This window comes from Micromonospora sp. NPDC020750 (assembly GCF_044334565.1).
GTDB lineage: Bacteria > Actinomycetota > Actinomycetes > Mycobacteriales > Micromonosporaceae > Micromonospora.
The window spans coordinates 577,741-595,750 of the sequence record NZ_JBIRTH010000001.1; the positions used below are offsets into that span (position 1 = coordinate 577,741).

Consider the following 18,010-nt stretch of genomic DNA (forward strand, 5'->3'; position numbering starts at 1 on the left):
GATGCTCTACGCCGTCATCCCGGCGGGCGGCAGCGGCACGAGGTTGTGGCCGTTGTCCCGTGCGGGCCATCCCAAGTTCCTCCACCCGCTCACCGGCACCCCCGCCTCCCTGCTCCAGGCGACCGTGGACCGGTTGGCCCCGCTGACCCCCCCGGAACGCACCCTGGTGGTCACCGGAGCCGCGCACGTCACGGCGGTGGCGCGACAGCTTGCCGGCCTACCCGAGGAGAACATCCTCGTCGAGCCCTCGCCCCGGGACTCCTGTGCGGCGATCGCCCTCGCCGCAGCGGTGATCGCGTTGCGCGAGCCGGACGCGGTGATGGGCTCCTTCGCCGCCGACCACCTGATCCGGGACGCCGACGCGTGGGTGGCCACGGTCCGCGAGGCGGTACGTGGTGCCGAGCAGGGCCTGCTGATGACGGTGGGGATCACCCCCACCCGGGCCGAGACCGGGTACGGCTACCTGCACACCGGAGACCCGGTCGGGGACGGGCCGCTGCGGCCGGTGCGGGAGTTCAAGGAGAAGCCGGCCGCCGAGGTGGCGGAGGCGTACCTGCGCTCGGGGCACCACCTGTGGAACGCCAGCATGTTCGTCTGGCGGGTCGACGTGTTCCTGGCCGAGCTGGCCCGGCAGCAGCCGGCGCTGCACGCCGGGATCACCGCGATCGCCACCGCCTGGGGCACCCCGGAGCAGGACGACATCCTCGGCACGGTCTGGCCGACCCTGCCGAAGATCTCCGTCGACTACGCGGTGATGGAGGGCGCGGCGACCGCCGGCCGGGTGGCGACGGTCCCCGGCGACTTCGGCTGGAACGACGTCGGCGACTTCCACACCCTCGGCGACGTGCTCCCGGCCGACCCGGCCGGCAACGTGGTGCTCGGCGCGGACGGCAAACCGGGCGTGCTGCTGCGCGACAGCACGGGCCTGGTCGTGGTCCCGCAGTCCGGTCGGCTGGTGGCCGTGCTCGGCGTGCACGACCTGATCGTGGTCGACACCCCGGACGCGGTGCTGGTCTGCCCCCGCGACCGCGCCCAGGACGTGAAGGCTCTCGTCGACGAGCTGAAGAACCGGGGCGAGGAGAGCTACATCTGACCTTTCCGACCCGGGCGGCGGCCGGCCCGCCGCCCGGACCCGGGGCCAGCCCCGGTCAGTTGGTTCGGCGGCGCAGTGCGGCGAGGGCGGGGGCGACGAGTTGGGCGGTGCCGCCGGCCAGCGGCTCGGGCAGCCGGTCCGGGGGGAACCAGCCGAGCGCCTCGGACTCGTCGCTGACGCGCTCCGTCGCGCCCGGCGGGGCGAAGACCGCGAACCGCACGTCGTGATGGAACGAAGCGCCCTGGCAGGCCACGGGGTGGATGTCCACGTCGATCGGGACCGGGTCGATGACCAGGCCGGGAATGCCGGACTCCTCGCCCGCCTCGCGCAGCGCGGCCCCGGCCAGCGTCCGGTCGCCGGGTTCGCAGTGCCCGCCGACCTGCACCCACCGGTGGAACTTGCCGTGCAGGCAGAGCAGGATCCGCTCGCCGGTGGCGTCGAGGACCAGCGCGCTCGCGGTGACGTGACCGGCCCGGTGCTCCCGGCCCAGCGTCGCCGGCCCGCCGGTCAGCAGGTCGAGGGTGCGGTCCCGGGCCCGCCCGGCCGCCGCGCCGGTCGGCATCCATCCGGCGAGCAGGGCCGTCGCGTCGGCGTGCAGGGCCGCGTACGCCCCGGCGGCCCCGGGTGTGGTGCGGGCGGCGGTGGAGGAGCGGCTCGGGGCGCTGTCACGAGGGGTCACCAGGGGACCCTTCCTCACGTCTGACACGGTCACACTCTAGGCGCGTGCGTCCGCTGCCTACCCTTGCCCCGTGACCCTGCGACTCGTCGAGTTCGTCGTCGCCGGCAACGAGGCCAGCGATCTGCTGCCGGTGCGTTCCCCGGCCCTGCTCGCCGCCCACCGCGCCCGGCGCGGCTTCTGGACCGTCCTCGACGAGGGGCCGGTCGAGCGCTGCCTGGCCCTGCTGCTCGAACACGAGGACGGCGGGTGGTCCGCCCGGCACGTGGACGCCGACGCCGGCCCGGAGAACGGCCGCACCGAGGACGGTGAGGCGCTGGCCCACCACGACGGCTGGGTGTACGTGTTCGGCTCCCACTTCGGGTCGAAGGGCGGCCCGCTGCGCCCGCGCCGGGCGTTCGTGGCCCGGTTCCGCGAGGACGACGCCGTCGGCGGCCGGCTGCCGGTCCGGGTGGTGCGAAACCGGTTCCGGCTGCACCGCGCGGTCAACGACGCGCTGGCCGGGGCCGAGTTGGCCGCCCTGCCGCCGGGGGATCGGGTGCGGGACCGGTTCATCGTCGAGACCGTTGCCCGGGGCACCGCCCGGGCCAAGGGCTGGGTGACCCGGCTCGCCGAGGGGGACCTGCCGCTCAACGTGGAGGCCGCCGCGTTCACCCCGGACGGCACCGCGCTGCTCGGGCTGCGCTTCCCGGTCACCGTCGACGGGGACCCGATCCTGGTCGAGGTGGCGGGGGTGCCCGAGATGTTCGAGGCGGGCGCCTGGCCGCGCGCCCTCGGGGCGTACGTGCTGACCGGGGTGACCCCGCCGGGGGCGTTGACCGGCTTCCGGGCGGTGACCCCGCTGCCCGACGGCGGCTACGCAGCGATCGTCGGCTCGATCGACGCGCTGGGCAAGGGCTCGGTGCTGCTGGACGACCACCCGCAGGGCGGACACGTCACCTCGCGGCACGTCCGGTTCCGCCTGGAGAGGGCCGCGGGTCATCTGCTCCCGGCCGAACTGGTGGCCGACCTGGCCCCGTTCCACCACGTGGAAGGGCTGGCCGAGGAGCACGGCCACTGCTGGTACGTCACGGACGAGAACCACCGGATCGCGCTCTGGATCGGCTGACCGCCCTCGCCCGAGCGAACGGCCGGGTGGCACCCCCTGCGGAACAAGGGCCGCAGACCCTCGTGGTGCCGCCCGGCCGCCGGATCCTCCCCGGCCCCGGTGCCCCGGGCCGACGTCGAACGACGGACCGGCCCGTTGCGGGGCAAGCAGAGCATGCCGAATTCGGGCCCGGCCGTCGAGGTTTTTCAGTCCACGCTTAAAAATGGAGATAAGTGCCGTCCGGGTACAGTGCGAACGCTCAGCGGGCCCGCCCGCTGTCCACAGGCACGGGAGCGCTCCAATGCTGAAGATCCACTTTTCTGCCGAGGACATTCTCCGTACCCGGGTCGCCCCGGGTGCAGACCCGCTCTGGGAACTGATCCTCAGCATGCACGTGCTCCAGGTGGGCCGCCAGGACCCGCTGACCTCGGGCTGGCGTCGCGGCGTCTCCCGGGAGCTGCGCCGGCACATCGGCAAGGAGCACCTCCGGCTGCTGTTCGCGCTGAACCCGGGCTGGGGCTACTTCCCCGACTTCCTCACCCCGCACGACAGCGTCCAGGGCCTGGAGGCGGGGCTGGACGCGGTGCGGAGCACGCCCGCCTCGCTGTTGCACCGGGACCTCACCCGGGTGGTCGCGGAGAATCCCCTGCCCCCCTCGGCGGCGGCGCTGGCCCGGGGTGAGCCCGAGATGCTGCGCCATCTCACCGAGTCGATGGAGCAGTACCGGGCGCTGGCGCTCAGCCCGTACTGGTCGCGCATCCAGGCCGCGGTGGAGGCGGACCGGACGCGGCGGGCCCGGTCCCTGCTGGACCGGGGCGTCGAGGGGCTGCTGGCCAGCCTCCGCCCGATGGCCCGGTGGGAGTCGGGTGTGCTGGAGATCCACGGTTACCCGAACAGCCGGGAGCTGCACCTGGACGGCCGGGGCCTGCTGCTGGTGCCGTCGTTCTTCTGCGCCGGTGTTCCGGTGGCGCTGCTCGACCCGGCGCTGCCGCCGGTGCTGGTCTACCCGGTGGACCGGCTGGGCGGGCTGGCCCCCGCGCCCGGCGAGGGTGGCGCGACCGGCGGCGGCCGGGAGGCGCTGGCCGCCCTGCTCGGCCGGACCCGGGCGGCGGTGCTGGAGGCCACCGGTGAGGGGTGCACCACCGGCGAGGTGGCCCGCCGCCTGCGCATCTCCCCGGCCGCGGCGAGTCAGCACGCCACCGTGCTGCGCAACGCCGGCCTGCTGGTCAGCCACCGGGACCGCAACACGGTGCTGCACACCCTCACCCCGCTGGGCCGCGCCATCCTCGACGCCTGAGCGGAACGCCGCCCGCCAGCGGCCAGGGGCCACGCGTCAGCGCGGCGCTGGCCGTGCGTCAGAGGGCGAGCGCGGCGCTGGCCGTGCTGCCGGTCGGCGGCGGCAGCAGCGCCGACGGGACCCCCTCGGCGGCCAGCGCGGTGCGCAGGCGTTGCAGGTCCGTGCCGAAGCGCACCAGGTCTGCGGGGTCGACCGGGGCCGGCAGCTCGCCGAGCACCAGGTCGGTGGCCCGCTCCGGCCAGCGGGGCACGGCGGCGACCAGCATGGCGCGTATCTCGTCGTCGGTGACGTGGGTGAACACCGCGCCGGGGGCGACCACGCCGGCCACCGCGGCGATCGCCCGCCGCACGGCGGCCGGGTCGGCCCTGGCCTCCCCCGGGCCGTCCGGCAGCACCGCGGCGGCGGCCAGCCCGGCCGCCATCGCCTCAGTGGTGCCGAGCGAGAAGAGGTCCAGCTCGGCGTCGCGGACCAGCTCCCGTGCGCCGACGCTGTCGTCCCGGGTGGTCGTGAGGTAGCCGCGGATCACCGCGACCGGCACCTGGTCGCATTTGCCCTTGATCAGCTCCCCGGCGCCGGCCAGCTCGTCCACCACGGCCATCTGGGTGAGCTCGAGCTCGTTGCCGTACGGGTCGACCTCGCCCCGGTGGTCGCGGATCGCCGGTATGCCGGCCGCTCCGAGCGCCACGTCGGTGAGCCCGTTGCGCCAGGGCCGGCCCATCGTGTCGCTGACGATCACCGCGACGTCCAGGTCGTAGCGCTCGCGCAGGGCCGCCCGCAGGGCCCGCGCCGAGGCGTCCGGGTCCTCCGGGAGCAGCACCAGCCGGGTCTTGTCGACGTTCGAGGCGTCGATCCCGGCGGCGGCCATCACGAAGCCGTGGTGGGTCTGCACGATCCGGGTCGCCCCCCGGACGGCCACCACCCGGGCGGTCTCCGCCGCCAGCACCTCGTCCCGGGCGGCCAGCCGCTCCGGCCCGTCGGCCGGCACGTCCACCAGCCTTCCCTCGGCCTTGGAGACGATCTTGCTGGTGACCACCAGCACGTCGCCGTCGTGCAGCCAGGGCGCGGCGGTCGCGATCAGCGCCGCCAGGTCGTCGCCCTCGGTCACGTCGCCGATGCCCACCACCGGCAGAATCTCTAGCTTCACACCAGCTCCAATGCGGCCCGGACCATCGCCGCCGTCGCCGCCTCGTCCGTCATGAGCAACGGTGCCGCCCGGACCGTCACGTCCGGCACCACGGCGTCGGCGTCCTCGGGTGCCACGAGCCAGCCGTCCAGCAGGCCACCGGAGGACCGGCTCCCGTACAGCCCGCCCACCCCGGCGGCGCTGCACTCGACGCCGACCACGGCCAGGCAACGGTCGGCCATCCCGCGCACCGCCGCGCCGCCAATGATCGGGGAAACGCCGACCACCGGGGCCGGCCCGTCCGTGACCGCCTCCCGCAACCCCGGCACGGCCAGCACCGGGGCGACGCTCACCACCGGGTTGCTCGGTGCGACCAGCACCACGTCGGCCGAGGCGATCGCGTCCACCACGCCGGGTGCGGGCTTCGCGGTCTCCGCGCCGACGAAGACGAACCGGTCGGTCGGGACGTCCGCCCGGTGCCGCACCCACCACTCCTGGAAGTGGATCGCCCGTTGGCCGCCGGCGGGATCGTCCACCACGACGTGCGTCTCCAGCCGGTCGTCGGTCGCCGGCAGCAGGCGTACGCCGGGCTGCCAGCGGGTGGCCAGCGCCTCGGTGACCGCCGACAACGGATACCCGCCGGTCAGCATGGTGGTGCGGACGAGGTGGGTGGCGATGTCCTTGTCGCCCAGCCCGAACCAGGTCGGCTCGGCCCCGTACGCGGCCAGCTCCGACTTCACCGTCCAGGTCTCGCCGACCCGCCCCCAGCCCCGCTCGGGATCGGCGCCACCGCCGAGCGTGTACATGACGCTGTCCAGGTCGGGGCAGAGCTTCAGCCCGTGCAGGTAGAGGTCGTCGCCGACGTTGACCACGGCGGTCACCTCGGCCCCCACCTCGCGGGCGTAGGCCCGGACGCCGAGCAGGAATCGGGCGCCCCCGATGCCGCCGGTCAGAACGACGATTCGCATGCCGTCCATCCTTCCGCACGCCCCGCCCCGAGGGCGCGGGTGCCCGGGGAGACTAGGCTCACGTCGGCAACTGTCCGTTACCGCCTCCTAGGGGGAGTTCGTGACCAGCCCCGCCGAGCCCGCGTCCGGTGACGCGGCGCCCGCGCCCCACCCCGCCACCCCGGCCCGCCAACTCACCAATCCGCTACGCGAGCTGATCGCGTTCGTCCTGCTCGGCGCAAACGCCGTGCTGCTTTTCGTCGGCCTCATCCGGCTGATCGCCCCGACCGACTACAGCACCTTCTACAGCCGGGCGGGCAGCAGCTTCTTCTCGTTCGCCGGGCTGGAGGCGACCGTGCTGCCGGTGCTGGCCGTGCTGCTCGCCACGCACGTCGCCCCGGTGGCGTCCCGAGCCAAGCTCATCACCCAGGTGGCGTTGGGCCAGTACGCCTTCGGCGCCCTGCTCGGCGCGCTCACCCTGCTGATCTGGACGGTGGACCGGTTGGCCAAGGCGGAGGTGCTCGACGCGTTCCTCGGCCTGCTCACCCGGATCGCCTGGCTGGCGATCTTCGCGACCGTCGCGTTCGTGGTGGTCCGGGTCTGGCGTGCCCTCTACTTCAGCCCGAAGCCCAAGCCGGCCCCGGGCGTGTACGGGCAGCCGCAGCCCGGCTGGCCGCAGCATCCGGGTCAGCCCGGCCCGCAGGGCGGCTGGGCCCCCCAGGGGCAGCAGGCCGGCTACCCGGCCCCCAACCAGCCCGGCGGACAGTTCGGCCAGTACGGTCAGCCGGGCCAGCCCGGTCCGGCCGCCGGCCAGTATGGCCAGCCCGGCCAGCAGACCACGTCGTTCGCCCCGGCCCCGCAGTCGGCGCCGCCGTTCACCCCGCCGTACTCGGCGCCGCCGCAGTCGGCGCCGCCGTTCACCCCGCCGCAGTCGGCGCCGCCGTACTCGGCGCCGCCGTTCACCCCGCCCCAGTCGGCGCCGCCGTTCACCCCGCCCCAGTCGGCGCCGCCGTTCACCCCGCCGCCGCCGTTCGGCCAGCCGCCGTCGGCCGACCCGACCCAGGCCATCCCGCGTCAGTCCACCGAGGCGGGTGCGCCCGACGGGCAGCAGGACTCCGACAGCGACCGCACCCAGCGCTTCCACCGCGAGGACTGAACCGCCGCAGCCCTCCGGGTGCATCTGTTGTGTGGGAATGACAACAGATGCACCCGGAGGCCCGGGTGAACCCGCCCCCCGGGACCCGGGCTGCGAGGAGCTCCCGTGCCGCCGGCCCGGTTGCTCCGCCGGGTAAGGGTGGGCACGCGCACGGTAGCGGCGTATGTGAACCAGCGCATAGGCTGGACGGATGGTTGATCGCACGGAGTCGGGGCCCACCGCGATGAGCATCGAACGGGCGCTGCGCCGAGTCGGGTCCGGGCGGGCGCTGGACGTCGACGAGGCCACCGCGCTGCTCGCCGCCCGGGGCCCGGCCCTGGACGAACTGCTCCGCGTCGCCGGTGACATCCGCGACGCCGGCCTGCGCGAGGCCGGCCGCCCCGGCGTGGTCACCTTTTCCAAGAAGGTCTTCATCCCGTTGACCCGGCTGTGCCGGGACCGCTGCCACTACTGCACCTTCGCCACGGTCCCGCACCGCCTGCCGGCCGCGTTCCTCGACCGGGACGAGGTGCTGGCCATCGCCCGCGAGGGCGCTGCCCAGGGCTGCAAGGAGGCGCTGTTCACCCTGGGCGACCGGCCCGAGGAGCGCTGGCCGGCGGCCCGGGAGTGGCTGGACGAGCGGGGCTACGACTCCACTCTCGACTACCTGCGCGCCTGCGCGGTGGCGGTGCTGGAGGAGACCGGGCTGCTGCCGCACCTCAACCCGGGCGTGCTCTCCTGGTCGGAGTTGCAGCGGCTCAAGCCGGTCGCGCCGAGCATGGGGATGATGCTGGAGACCACGGCCACCCGGCTCTGGTCGGAGCCGGGCGGTCCGCACTACGGCTCACCCGACAAGGAGCCGGCGGTCCGGCTGAGGGTGCTCGACGACGCCGGCCGGGTCGGTGTGCCGTTCACCACCGGCATCCTGATCGGCATCGGCGAGACCCCGGCGGAGCGGGTGGACGCGATCTTCGCGATCCGCCGCGCGCAGCGCGGGTACGGCCACCTCCAGGAGGTGATCGTGCAGAACTTCCGGGCCAAGCCGGACACGGCGATGCGCGGCATGCCCGACGCCGAGCTGCACGACCTGGCCGCCACGGTCGCGGTGGCCCGGGTGCTGCTCGGGCCGAAGGCCCGCATCCAGGCCCCGCCGAATCTCATCGCGGGGGAGTACGACCTGCTGCTGCGCGCCGGCATCGACGACTGGGGCGGGGTCTCGCCGGTCACCCCGGACCACGTCAACCCGGAGCGCCCCTGGCCGCAGCTCGACGAGCTGGCCCGGCGCACCGCGCAGGCCGGCTTCACGCTGCGCGAGCGGCTGACGATCTACCCCGAGTACGTCCGGGCCGGCGACCCGTGGCTGGACCCGCGCCTGCTGCCGCACGTGTCGGCGTTGGCTGATCCGGCCACCGGGCTCGCGGTCGAGGAGGCCCGCCCGGTGGGCCGTCCCTGGCAGGAGCCGGAGGAGGTCTTCGGCGGCGGCCGGACCGACCTGCACGCCACCATCGACACCACCGGCCGCGCCGACGACCGGCGCGGCGACTTCGACAGCGTCTACGGCGACTGGTCGGAAGTGGCCCTCCAGGCCGACGCCAGCCTCGCGGGGGCGCCCCGGCCCCGGCCCGCCCCCGCCGGGGCGGCCCAGGCCGACGCGGGCCCCGGTGCGCCGGGCCCGGCCGGGGGCGGCGCTGCCCTGGGGGCGACCGCCGACTCGGGCGACGCCGACCTGCGTGCCGGGCTGCGGCTGGCCGCCGACGACCCGGCGGCGCTGCTCGACCCCCGGCACACCGACGCGGCCCTGGCGCTGTTCGCCGCAGACGGCCCGGCGCTGGACCGGCTCTGCAGGCTCGCCGACGACGTGCGCCGGGACACCGTCGGCGACGACGTCACCTACGTCGTGAACCGCAACATCAACTTCAGCAACGTCTGCTACGTGGGCTGCCGGTTCTGCGCCTTCGCCCAGCGCGAACGCGACGCCGACGCGTACCGGCTCTCCGTCGACCAGGTCGCCGACCGGGCCGAGGAGGCGTGGGCCGTCGGGGCCACCGAGGTCTGCCTCCAGGGCGGCATCGACCCCAAGCTGCCGGTCACCGGGTACGCGGACCTGATCCGGGCGATCAAGGCCCGGGTGCCGGGGATGCACGTGCACGCCTTCTCCCCGATGGAGATCGTCACGGCGGCGGCGAAGGCCGGCGTGCCGGTACGGGAGTGGCTCACCGGGCTGCGCGAGGCCGGCCTGGACACCATCCCGGGCACCGCTGCCGAGATCCTCGACGACGAGGTGCGCTGGGTGCTCACCAAGGGCAAGTTGCCGGCCGCCGCCTGGGTCGACGTGGTCAGCACGGCCCACGAGCTGGGCATCCGGTCCAGTTCCACGATGATGTACGGCCACGTCGACCATCCCGGGCAGTGGCTGGCCCACTTCCGGGTGTTGGCCGGGGTGCAGGACCGCACCGGCGGTTTCACCGAGTTCGTCGCGCTGCCGTTCATCCATACCAACGCCCCGATCTACCTTGCGGGGATCGCTCGTCCCGGCCCGACCTGGCGGGAGAACCGGGTGGTGCACGCGATGTCCCGGCTGCTGCTGCACGGCCGGATCGCCAACATCCAGTGCTCCTGGGTGAAGCTCGGCGACGAGGGCACGGTGGCGATGCTCAACGGGGGCTGCAACGACCTGGGCGGCACCCTGATGGAGGAGACGATCTCCCGGATGGCCGGTTCGGGCAACGGCTCCGCACGGAGTGAGGAGCAGTTGCGGGGCATTGCCACGGCGGCCGGGCGGCCGGCCCGCAAGCGGACGACCGCGTACGGCCACCCCCGGCCGTAGCGTCGAGGGACGACGCTCTCCACAGTGCCGTTCACCACGTCCTGCCAGTGGGCGTCTATACCGTCTGATGGGACATGGGCACACCATCGACACGATGGCCTTCGTCGGTGGCTCGGTGGCTGATTTGCCCGAACGAGCAGGGAATCAGGGGCCCTGCACTGATCCTCCGATCAGGGTCGACCGCCGCGTTCCGTCCACGATGTGGACGGGGCAGGGTCGGCGGTCCCGGCTCGACGGGCGATCACGGCCGAGGCGCGTTAACCTGTCCCCCACCAAGATCAGCATCGTGGTGGGGCACCCCGTCGGGGCCGCCGTCGGCGTATCCGGTGGTGTCGGTCGGTGGGCCGCCACGGCAGAAAACTCGGGCAACTCGCCGAGGAGGGCGTTACTCGTCCGGGGTCTGAATCGATAGGGCAGGTTGCGAGGTCGGGCGGCCGGAGCGGTCGCCCGTGGCGTGTCGGGAGGACGACTCCATTATCAAGTCCGGCTTGACGGCGCACGTATTACACACGTGTAATTTGAATGGGGTTGTTCGCACGGAACGCAACAAATCGGAACCGTACGGACAAGCACGCCTTTGCGTGGGGGGTTGCAGCGGCGACGAGCCGGTGCGCGACAAGGAGGCATCTTAGATGGACGGCCAGCTCGAGGTGGCCGACCTGCTCGGGAACGCACCGGAGTGGCAGGAGCAGGCACTCTGCTCCCAGACCGATCCGGAGGCGTTCTTCCCCGAGAAGGGCGGCTCGACCCGCGAGGCGAAGCGGATCTGCTCGCGGTGCGAGGTCAAGACCGAATGCCTGGAATACGCTCTTGGCCACGACGAGAGGTTCGGAATCTGGGGTGGGCTCTCGGAACGAGAGCGGCGCAAGCTCAAGCGGCGGGCCGCCTGAGCGTTGCCGGGCCGGGGCGGTGGGGGCCGCCCGGCTCAGGCAGTCGGCCCGGAATGGTGGGGGTCACCCCGCGAGGCCCGTGGCCCGGCGACGGGTGGGCTCAGGCCAGCTCGTCCGGGTCGACCCCGAGCAGGTTCGCCACCTGCTCGATGATCACGTCGTGCACCAGGTCGGCCAGGTCCTCCCGGTCCATGGCCCGGAACTCCAGCGGACGGCGGTAGAGCACGATCCGCGGCGGCACCTCCTGCTGGCCGGGGCGGCCGGGCAGCAGCCGGGCGAGCGGCACCTCGCCGTCCTCCAGCACGTCGGAGTCGTACACGTTGAGGTCCGGCGGCACGTCCTCCACCGCGAACTCGACGCCGGCCAGCTCCTTCGCGAACCGTCGTTCCAGGGTCTCCACGGTGTCCAGCACGAGATCGTCGAAGACCTCGGCCTTGGTCCGGGCCAGCGGCACCGTCGCCGGCACCAGCCGCCCACGCAGGCCCCGCCCGTGCCGGTCACGGTGGGCGCGCCGGCCGGAGCCGGGGCGGCGGTGTTCCGGACTGGTCATGCGCTACAGGGTAGCCCGGCGCGCGGCCCGGCCCCCGGCTGTGTCGCTCCTGCGGCGCGCCGTCCCCGCCCGGCCACTGTCCTGCTCGTCGGATGTTGCGAATTGTGATCTCGATGACGGGCGTGTCGCAACGCGAACCAGTGCGTCGGACCCGGTAATGGAGATACCCTCCCGCCGTGAGGTCACCACGGCGCTGCTCCCGAAACGGCTGCCCCCGGCAAGCGGTCGCCACATTGACCTATGTCTACAACGAGTCGACGGCCGTGGTCGGGCCCCTCGCGGCCTTCGCCGAACCGCACACGTACGACCTCTGTGAGCAGCACGCCCGCAGTCTGACCGCCCCCCGGGGCTGGAACGTGGTCCGCCACGAGGGCGAGTTCGAGCCCCCGCCGCCCAGCGCCGACGACCTGGTCGCCCTCGCCGAGGCGGTCCGCGAGGCGGCCAGGCCCGCGCCGCCCCGCCCTCCGGACGACCAGCACCACCAGCAGCAGTACCCCCAGCACCCGCAGCACCCGCAGACCGGCCGCCGTGGCCACCTCCGGGTGATCCCACCCAACCACTGACCGCGCCGGGGTCAGTGGCCCAGGAAGCGGTTGAACAGGGCCGCCCGGCGGGACGGCCGGCCCGTCCGCAGCTCCGCCCGGTCGGCGGAGAACATCACCTTCAGGCCCGCGTTGACGGCCAGCCAGCGCACCGGCTCCGGCTCCCAGCGAGGCGAGCGGTGACCCACCCACGGCAGGCCGGTCAGGTCGCTCTCCGCGCCCCGGATCAGGTCGGCGAGGGTACGCCCGGCGAGGTTCGTGGTGCCGACCCCGTCGCCGACGTACCCGCCCGCCCAGGCCAGCCCCGTCGAGGCGGCCAACCCGACGGAGGCCGACCAGTCCCGGGCGACCCCGAGCGGCCCGCCCCAGGCGTGACTGACCGGCACCTCCGACCCGAGCACCGGGAACAGTTCGCCCAGCACCCGACGCAGCGCGGCGAAGACTTTGGGCTCCCGGTCGTAGCCGGGGGAGACCCGGGACCCGAAGTGGTACGGGGCGCCCCGCCCGCCGAACGCCAGCCGTCCGTCTGCGGTGCGCTGGCCGTAGATGACGACGTGCCGGTGGTCGGAGAACGTCTCCCGCTGCGCCAGCCCGATCCGCGCCCAAACCTGTTCGGGCAGCGGCTCGGTGGCCACCATCAACGAGTAGACCGGCGCCACCACCCGCCGCTGCCCGGGCAGCCCCGGCGTGTACCCCTCCGTCGCCCGCACCACCACCGGCGCCCGGACCGTCCCGACCGGGGTCACCGCCGCCCCGGCCCGGATCGCGGTCACCGGCGTCCGCTCGTGGATCCGCACCCCGCGTCGTTCGACCGCCCGGGCCAGCCCGCGGACCAGCCGGGCCGGGTGCACCACCGCGCAGTGCGGGGTGTACGTCCCGCCGCGTACCCCCTCGGCGGCGCACCTGGCGGCGGCCTCGGCGGCGTCGAGCAGCACCAGGTCGTCGGGGTCGAGGCCGTGCGCGCGGGCCTCGGCCACCTCGGCCCGGGCCCGGCCGAGCTGGGCCTCGCTGCGGGCCAGCACCACCGTCCCGCCGAGCTGCCAGTCGCAGTCGATTCCCTCGGCGGCGACCACCCGTCCCACCTCGCGGACGGTCTCCTGCATGGCCCGCTGCATTCGTAGCGCCGCGTCCCGGCCGTGGCGGCGGGCCAGCGCCGGCAGCGAGGTGGGGAACAGCGCCGAGCACCACCCCCCGTTGCGCCCGGATGCGCCGAACCCGGCGATCTCCCGTTCCAGCACCGTGATCCGCAGCGCCGGGTCGGCGACCGCGAGGTAGTACGCCGTCCACAGCCCGGTGTACCCGGCCCCGACGATCACCACGTCCGCGTCGGCGTCCCCGCCCAGTGGGGGGCGGGGCGTCAGCGGCTCATCCATCGTGGACAGCCAGTACGACAGCTCCTGATAACGCATCGCCGGCGACCGCTACAGCCGTGCCCACGCCTCGGTGAGCACCGCGCGCAGGATCTGCTCCATCTCGTCGAACTGCTGCTGCTCGGCGATCAGCGGCGGGGCGAGCTGCACCACGGGGTCACCCCGGTCGTCGGCCCGGCAGTACAGCCCGGCCTGGAACAGCGCGGTGGACAGGAAGCCGCGCAGCAGCCGCTCCGACTCGGCCTCGTCGAACGTCTCCCGGGTCGCCTTGTCCTTGACCAGCTCGATGCCGTAGAAGTACCCGTCCCCCCGCACGTCGCCGACGATCGGCAGGTCGTGCAGCTTCTCCAGGGTGGCCCGCAAGGCGTCCTCGTTGGCCCGGACGTGCCCGAGCAGGTCCTCCCGGGCGAACACCTCCAGGTTGGCCAGGGCCACCGCGCAGGAGACCGGGTGGCCGCCGAAGGTCACCCCGTGGGCGAACATGCCGGTCTCGGTGAGGAACGGCTCCATCAACCGGTCGCTGGCGATCATCGCGCCGAGCGGGGCGTACCCGGAGGTGAGGCCCTTGGCGGTGGTGATGATGTCCGGCTGGAAGCCGTAGCGGACAGCGCCGAAGTACTCGCCGAGTCGGCCCCACGAGCAGATCACCTCGTCGGAGACGAGCAGCACGTCGTACTCGTCGCAGATCTGACGGACCCGCTCGAAGTACCCGGGCGGTGGCGGGAAGCAGCCGCCGGAGTTCTGCACCGGTTCCAGGAAGACCGCCGCGACCGTGTCCGGCCCCTCACGCTCGATCGCTCGGCGGATCTCCTCGGCGGCCCAGCGGCCGAACGCCTCCGGCGAGTCGCCGTGCTCCGGCGCCCGGTAGAAGTTCGTGTTCGGCACCTTGATCCCGCCGGGCACCAGCGGCTCGAAGTCGCTCTTGATGCCGGGCAGTCCGGTGATCGACAGCGCACCCATCGACGTGCCGTGGTACGCCAGGTGCCGGCTGACCACCTTGTGCTTGTTCGGCTTGCCGGTGCGCTTGAAGAACGACCGGGCCAGCTTCCACGCCGTCTCGACGGCCTCGGAGCCGCCGGTGGTGAAGAAGACCCGGTTCAAATCGCCGGGGGTCAGCGAGGCGATCTTCTCGGCCAGCTCGACGGCCTTCGGGTGGGCGTACGACCAGAGCGGGAAGTAGGCCAGCTCGCCGGCCTGCTTGGCGGCGGCCTCGGCCAGCTCGGTGCGGCCGTGCCCGGCCTGGACGACGAAGAGCCCGGCGAGCCCGTCGAGGTAGCGGCGGCCCTGGGAGTCCCACACGTACGCGCCCTCGCCGCGCACGATCGTCGGCACCTCGCCGGCGGAGTAGCTGGCCATCCGGGTGAAGTGCATCCAGAGGTGGTCGGTCGCGTTGGCCATGTCAGCCCCATCGGGTCTCGGGGCCGGTCAGGGGTGGCACCGGCCGCTCTGCCCACGGTTATCCCACAGCCATCACCGGAATAGCAAGTGAGATCGGTGGCAACAAACGCCTACAGCAACGGAATCAGCGAGTGGTTACGCCATGTGCAACGGAATTCGCATCATGCACTATCGCTCGGATTCCACCCGCCCCCGCCCCGTCCGCCTCCGCCCGCCTTCGTCTGCCCCGCCCGCCCCCGACCGCTGCCCTGCTGCCCGCTGCCCCGCCCCCCGGCGTTCGCTGCCCCGGCCCGCGGGTGCCTGCGCTCCCGTTGTCAGCTCCGCCGGTTCCGTGGGGGCTGGCAGGGCTGACAAGGGATCGCGCAGCTCTTCGGGAGCCGAGCCTTCCGCGACGCCACGCTGCGGCCTGCCTCGAATGGGCGGTCCCTTGCGAGGGCGGGCGTGGTCGTTGGGGCCCTGCAGAGCTGCCTCGTCGGCGCTGCTGCCTCTGCTTGGCGCTATCGCTCCTGATCGGCGCTCCGGCAGGCGGTCCCTCGGCGTGCTGCGCGGGGTCGTCGGTACCCCCTGTGGAGCTGCCCCGTTGGCGCTACCGCGCTGCTGTGTCGGTGGTGCCACGGCGGGCGGGGTGCGACCGGTGGCCTTGTGGAGCTGCCCCGTTGGCGCTACGGCGCTGCTGTGTCGGTGGTGCCACGGCGGGCGGGGTGCGACCGGTACCCCCTATGGAGCTGCCCCGTTGGTGCTACCGGCCTTTGCGCAATGGCATCCCCCCGGTGCCCGGTGCCCGGTGCCCAGTGCCCAGTGCGAGGGGCGACGCGGGAACGGGGCGTCGGTGCCCGGTGCAAGCGTGGCTAGCCAGAGCGGCCCGTCGGGCCGAGGGGCTCGATGCGGGATCGGGCGGAGGTCTCCCGCGCTGCACCGCCGGTAGCACAGACGGGGCAGCTCCAAAGGAGCCCAAGGGGGACTCCCGATGCTCGCCGAACGGGCCTTCGTCAACCCGCCACCGTCGCTGTGGACGCCGGACGGGTGGAACGTGGGAGGGCTGGGCCGAAGGGCTGGCCTGGCTGGCTGAGTTGGCTGAGTTGGGCCGGGGCGGGCTGGGCTGGCTGGGCTGAGTGGGGCTGGGTGGACATTGCCAGGGCCTTTGCCGGGCGGTTCGGGCGCATGCCGAATGCGCGAAACAGGTCCTACCGCGACCTGCCGTTTCGGGGCCGGCATCGACACGGAGCGTCGCTATGGTGCCCACGACGCGTATCCGTGACAGGAGGTCTGATGGGCAACGAGGTGCTGCGGGTGGCGATGGCTGCCGTGGGGGAGACGGCCGAGTCGCTGGCGGAGAAGGTCCGTGTCGACCCGAAGACGGCCGCCCGGTGGCTGGCGGACGGGCGGACTCCCCACCCCCGGACCCGGTTCGCGGTCGCCGGCCTGCTCGGTAAGGAGGTCGCCGAGCTATAGCCGGAACCGTTCCGCCGCCGGGACCTGTCGTGGTTCCGTGCGTGGGCCGAGCTGGAGCAGGACGCCACCTCGCTCCGGTCGTACCAGCCGTTGCTGGTGCCGGGGCTGCTTCGGACCGAGGAGTACGCCCGGGCCGTGCTGAGCACCGGCGGGCTCCTTCCGCCGGCCGAGGTGGAACGGATCGTGGCCGGCCGGCTCGACCGGCAGGCGATCCTGTCCGCCGAGGCCCCGCCGCAACTCGTCGCGGTGACCGACGAGGTGGTGCTGCGCCGGGTGGTCGGCGACCGGGCGGTGATGGCCGGCCAGCTCACCCACCTCTCGGCGATCGCCGAGCGGGAGCACGTGCAGGTCCGGGTGATTCCCGGCGAGAACCCGTGGCACACCGGGCTGGCCGGTCCGTTCGTTCTCGCCCGTTTGCCCGACGGGACGGAATTGGCGTATATCGACAACCAGCTTCGCGGTCAGGTCGTGAGCGACCCGGTCGACGTTGCTAGCCTGGGGCGCAGGTGGGAGAGCGTCACCGGTGAGGCGCTGCCCCGCCGCCGGTCGATCGAACTGATCAGGGAGGTGGCGACGACGTGGAGCTGACCGACGCGCCGACGGCTGCCCGTTGGCGCACCGCGACCCGCAGCAGCAACAACGGCGGGGACTGCGTCGAGGTGGCCGACAACCTGCCCGGACGGGTGCTGGTGCGCGACAGCAAGGCCCGCGACAGCGGCACCCTCAGCTTCGCCCCGGCCGCCTGGCAGTCCTTTGTGGACCTCGCCCGCCGCCCGCCGACCGCCTGACCAGCAGCCACCGCCCGCCGGCCGCCTGACCGGCGCAGCCACCGTCTGACCAGCTACCGCCCGCCTGACCGGCGCAGCCACCGCCTGACCAGCCGCCGACCGCCTGACCAGGCGGCCGGGCCGGGTGGCTCAGGCCGTACCCCAGCTGTAGGTCTGCTTGCGGAGCTTGAGGTAGACGAAGGCCTCGGTGGCGAGCACGCCCTCGACGGCGCGTAGCCGTTGCAGGATCTCCAGCAGGTGGGCGTCGTTGCGGCAGACCACCTCGGCGAGCAGGTCGAACGACCCGGCGGTGATCACCACGTAGTCGACCTCCTCGAACTCGGCGAGCCGGTCGGCCACCGCCTCCAGGTCACCGTCCGTGCGCAGGCCGATCATGGCCTGGCGGGGGAAGCCGAGCTGGAGCGGGTCGGTGACCGCGACGATCTGCATCACCCCGGCGTCGAGCAGTCGCTGCACCCGCTGGCGCACCGCCGCCTCGGACAGGCCGACCGCCTTGCCGATCGTCGCGTACGGCCGGCGGCCGTCCTCCTGGAGCTGCTCGATGATCTGCTTGGCGACGTCGTCCAACAGAGCGTGACTGGCACCCCCGCGGACGGCGACGCGTCGCCCGCCGTTGCCGCTCTCCTGCTGCCGGATGGCCATCGTCCGCTCCCCATGTCCGCTTCTTCCACGGAATCGTAGTGCCCCGGCGCAGTCTGGCGTAATTCGTGGTGGATTGCTACCGCGGCAACGGAATCCCTTGTGAGGCAGGTCAGCTCATGTCAGGATCAGTCGTCCATCGCCTGAAGACCCTCCCGCCGTCGGGCCTCCCCCGTCCCGCCCGCCGGCGATGACC

At 73.6% G+C, this 18,010-nt stretch carries 15 protein-coding genes and 1 pseudogene; 9 read left to right on the plus strand and 7 right to left on the minus strand.

Annotated elements, in window-relative coordinates; translation table 11 throughout:
* Window position 1 precedes the first annotated feature (1 nt).
* Entirely contained in the window at window positions 2-1,093 is a 1,092-nt protein-coding gene (locus ACH4T9_RS02745; RefSeq protein ID WP_396669471.1) for a mannose-1-phosphate guanylyltransferase, read from the plus strand.
* A gap of 55 nt (window positions 1,094-1,148) precedes the next feature.
* Here the strand turns inward: ACH4T9_RS02745 and ACH4T9_RS02750 are convergent, their stop codons facing one another.
* Window positions 1,149-1,691, minus strand: a complete 543-nt coding sequence (locus ACH4T9_RS02750) for an NUDIX hydrolase (protein ID WP_396669887.1) — start codon at window positions 1,689-1,691, stop codon at window positions 1,149-1,151.
* 151 nt (window positions 1,692-1,842) lie between these two features.
* On the opposite strand from ACH4T9_RS02750, the gene ACH4T9_RS02755 reads away from it, so the two are divergent.
* A complete protein-coding gene (locus ACH4T9_RS02755) occupies window positions 1,843-2,877 on the plus strand; it encodes a hypothetical protein (RefSeq protein WP_396669472.1) in 1,035 nt (344 codons plus the stop codon).
* Window positions 2,878-3,157: 280 nt separating this feature from the next.
* Window positions 3,158-4,153: a helix-turn-helix domain-containing protein gene (locus tag ACH4T9_RS02760; RefSeq protein WP_396669473.1), complete on the plus strand. Its 996-nt coding sequence runs from the start codon at window positions 3,158-3,160 to the stop codon at window positions 4,151-4,153.
* Between the two features lie 58 nt (window positions 4,154-4,211).
* On the opposite strand, the gene ACH4T9_RS02765 is transcribed toward ACH4T9_RS02760, so the two are convergent.
* The gene (locus ACH4T9_RS02765) at window positions 4,212-5,297 is read right to left on the minus strand and encodes a coenzyme F420-0:L-glutamate ligase (protein ID WP_396669474.1); all 1,086 of its coding nucleotides are present in this window, start codon (window positions 5,295-5,297) and stop codon (window positions 4,212-4,214) included.
* Window positions 5,294-6,244, minus strand: coding sequence for a 2-phospho-L-lactate transferase (cofD, locus tag ACH4T9_RS02770; RefSeq protein WP_396669475.1), 951 nt, complete (start codon window positions 6,242-6,244; stop codon window positions 5,294-5,296). Before cofD ends, ACH4T9_RS02765 begins: the two co-directional genes overlap by 4 nt.
* Window positions 6,245-6,344: 100 nt before the next feature.
* Here cofD and ACH4T9_RS02775 point away from each other — a divergent pair, with 100 nt between their 5' ends.
* The 3 genes from ACH4T9_RS02775 (at window position 6,345) to ACH4T9_RS02785 (ending at window position 11,075) form a co-directional block, all read left to right on the plus strand.
* A complete protein-coding gene (locus tag ACH4T9_RS02775) occupies window positions 6,345-7,379 on the plus strand; it encodes a hypothetical protein (RefSeq protein ID WP_396669476.1) in 1,035 nt (344 codons plus the stop codon).
* A 190-nt stretch (window positions 7,380-7,569) separates the two neighbouring features.
* The gene (locus ACH4T9_RS02780) at window positions 7,570-10,185 is read left to right on the plus strand and encodes a bifunctional FO biosynthesis protein CofGH (protein ID WP_396669477.1); all 2,616 of its coding nucleotides are present in this window, start codon (window positions 7,570-7,572) and stop codon (window positions 10,183-10,185) included.
* A 632-nt stretch (window positions 10,186-10,817) separates the two neighbouring features.
* On the plus strand, window positions 10,818-11,075 hold the full coding sequence (locus ACH4T9_RS02785; protein ID WP_007074725.1) for a WhiB family transcriptional regulator: 258 nt from the start codon (window positions 10,818-10,820) through the stop codon (window positions 11,073-11,075).
* A gap of 100 nt (window positions 11,076-11,175) precedes the next feature.
* Here the strand turns inward: ACH4T9_RS02785 and ACH4T9_RS02790 are convergent, their stop codons facing one another.
* A complete protein-coding gene (locus tag ACH4T9_RS02790) occupies window positions 11,176-11,625 on the minus strand; it encodes a metallopeptidase family protein (RefSeq protein WP_387020101.1) in 450 nt (149 codons plus the stop codon).
* A 176-nt stretch (window positions 11,626-11,801) separates the two neighbouring features.
* Between ACH4T9_RS02790 and ACH4T9_RS02795 the strand changes: the two genes are divergently transcribed.
* Window positions 11,802-12,188 (plus strand): DUF3499 domain-containing protein, encoded by a 387-nt coding sequence (locus tag ACH4T9_RS02795; RefSeq protein WP_396669478.1) that lies wholly within the window; start codon window positions 11,802-11,804, stop codon window positions 12,186-12,188.
* Window positions 12,189-12,199: 11 nt separating this feature from the next.
* Here the strand turns inward: ACH4T9_RS02795 and ACH4T9_RS02800 are convergent, their stop codons facing one another.
* Both ACH4T9_RS02800 and ACH4T9_RS02805 read right to left on the minus strand, forming a co-directional pair.
* Window positions 12,200-13,576, minus strand: coding sequence for an NAD(P)/FAD-dependent oxidoreductase (locus ACH4T9_RS02800; protein ID WP_396669479.1), 1,377 nt, complete (start codon window positions 13,574-13,576; stop codon window positions 12,200-12,202).
* A gap of 12 nt (window positions 13,577-13,588) precedes the next feature.
* On the minus strand, window positions 13,589-14,935 hold the full coding sequence (locus tag ACH4T9_RS02805; protein ID WP_387020110.1) for an aspartate aminotransferase family protein: 1,347 nt from the start codon (window positions 14,933-14,935) through the stop codon (window positions 13,589-13,591).
* 1,269 nt (window positions 14,936-16,204) lie between these two features.
* Between ACH4T9_RS02805 and ACH4T9_RS02810 the strand changes: the two are divergent.
* Window positions 16,205-16,975, plus strand: a pseudogene (locus ACH4T9_RS02810) (helix-turn-helix domain-containing protein).
* Window positions 16,966-17,175 carry a DUF397 domain-containing protein gene (locus tag ACH4T9_RS02815; RefSeq protein ID WP_396669480.1) on the plus strand — a complete coding sequence of 70 codons (210 nt, stop codon included), beginning with the start codon at window positions 16,966-16,968 and terminating at the stop codon, window positions 17,173-17,175. Before ACH4T9_RS02810 ends, ACH4T9_RS02815 begins: the two are co-directional and overlap by 10 nt.
* A gap of 129 nt (window positions 17,176-17,304) precedes the next feature.
* Here the strand turns inward: ACH4T9_RS02815 and ACH4T9_RS02820 are convergent, their stop codons facing one another.
* Complete coding sequence (locus ACH4T9_RS02820; protein WP_387020114.1) at window positions 17,305-17,817, minus strand: Lrp/AsnC family transcriptional regulator; 513 nt, start codon at window positions 17,815-17,817, stop codon at window positions 17,305-17,307.
* Window positions 17,818-18,010: the final 193 nt, after the last annotated feature.

Coding starts and splice junctions, on each gene's coding strand:
- ACH4T9_RS02745 (WP_396669471.1), top strand. CDS start 2: ATGCTCTACGCCGTCATCCCGGCGGGCGGCAGCGGCACGAGGTTGTGG.
- ACH4T9_RS02760 (WP_396669473.1), top strand. CDS start 3,158: ATGCTGAAGATCCACTTTTCTGCCGAGGACATTCTCCGTACCCGGGTC.
- cofD (WP_396669475.1), bottom strand. CDS start 6,244: ATGCGAATCGTCGTTCTGACCGGCGGCATCGGGGGCGCCCGATTCCTG.
- ACH4T9_RS02780 (WP_396669477.1), top strand. CDS start 7,570: ATGGTTGATCGCACGGAGTCGGGGCCCACCGCGATGAGCATCGAACGG.
- ACH4T9_RS02785 (WP_007074725.1), top strand. CDS start 10,818: ATGGACGGCCAGCTCGAGGTGGCCGACCTGCTCGGGAACGCACCGGAG.
- ACH4T9_RS02790 (WP_387020101.1), bottom strand. CDS start 11,625: ATGACCAGTCCGGAACACCGCCGCCCCGGCTCCGGCCGGCGCGCCCAC.
- ACH4T9_RS02800 (WP_396669479.1), bottom strand. CDS start 13,576: ATGCGTTATCAGGAGCTGTCGTACTGGCTGTCCACGATGGATGAGCCG.
- ACH4T9_RS02805 (WP_387020110.1), bottom strand. CDS start 14,935: ATGGCCAACGCGACCGACCACCTCTGGATGCACTTCACCCGGATGGCC.
- ACH4T9_RS02820 (WP_387020114.1), bottom strand. CDS start 17,817: ATGGCCATCCGGCAGCAGGAGAGCGGCAACGGCGGGCGACGCGTCGCC.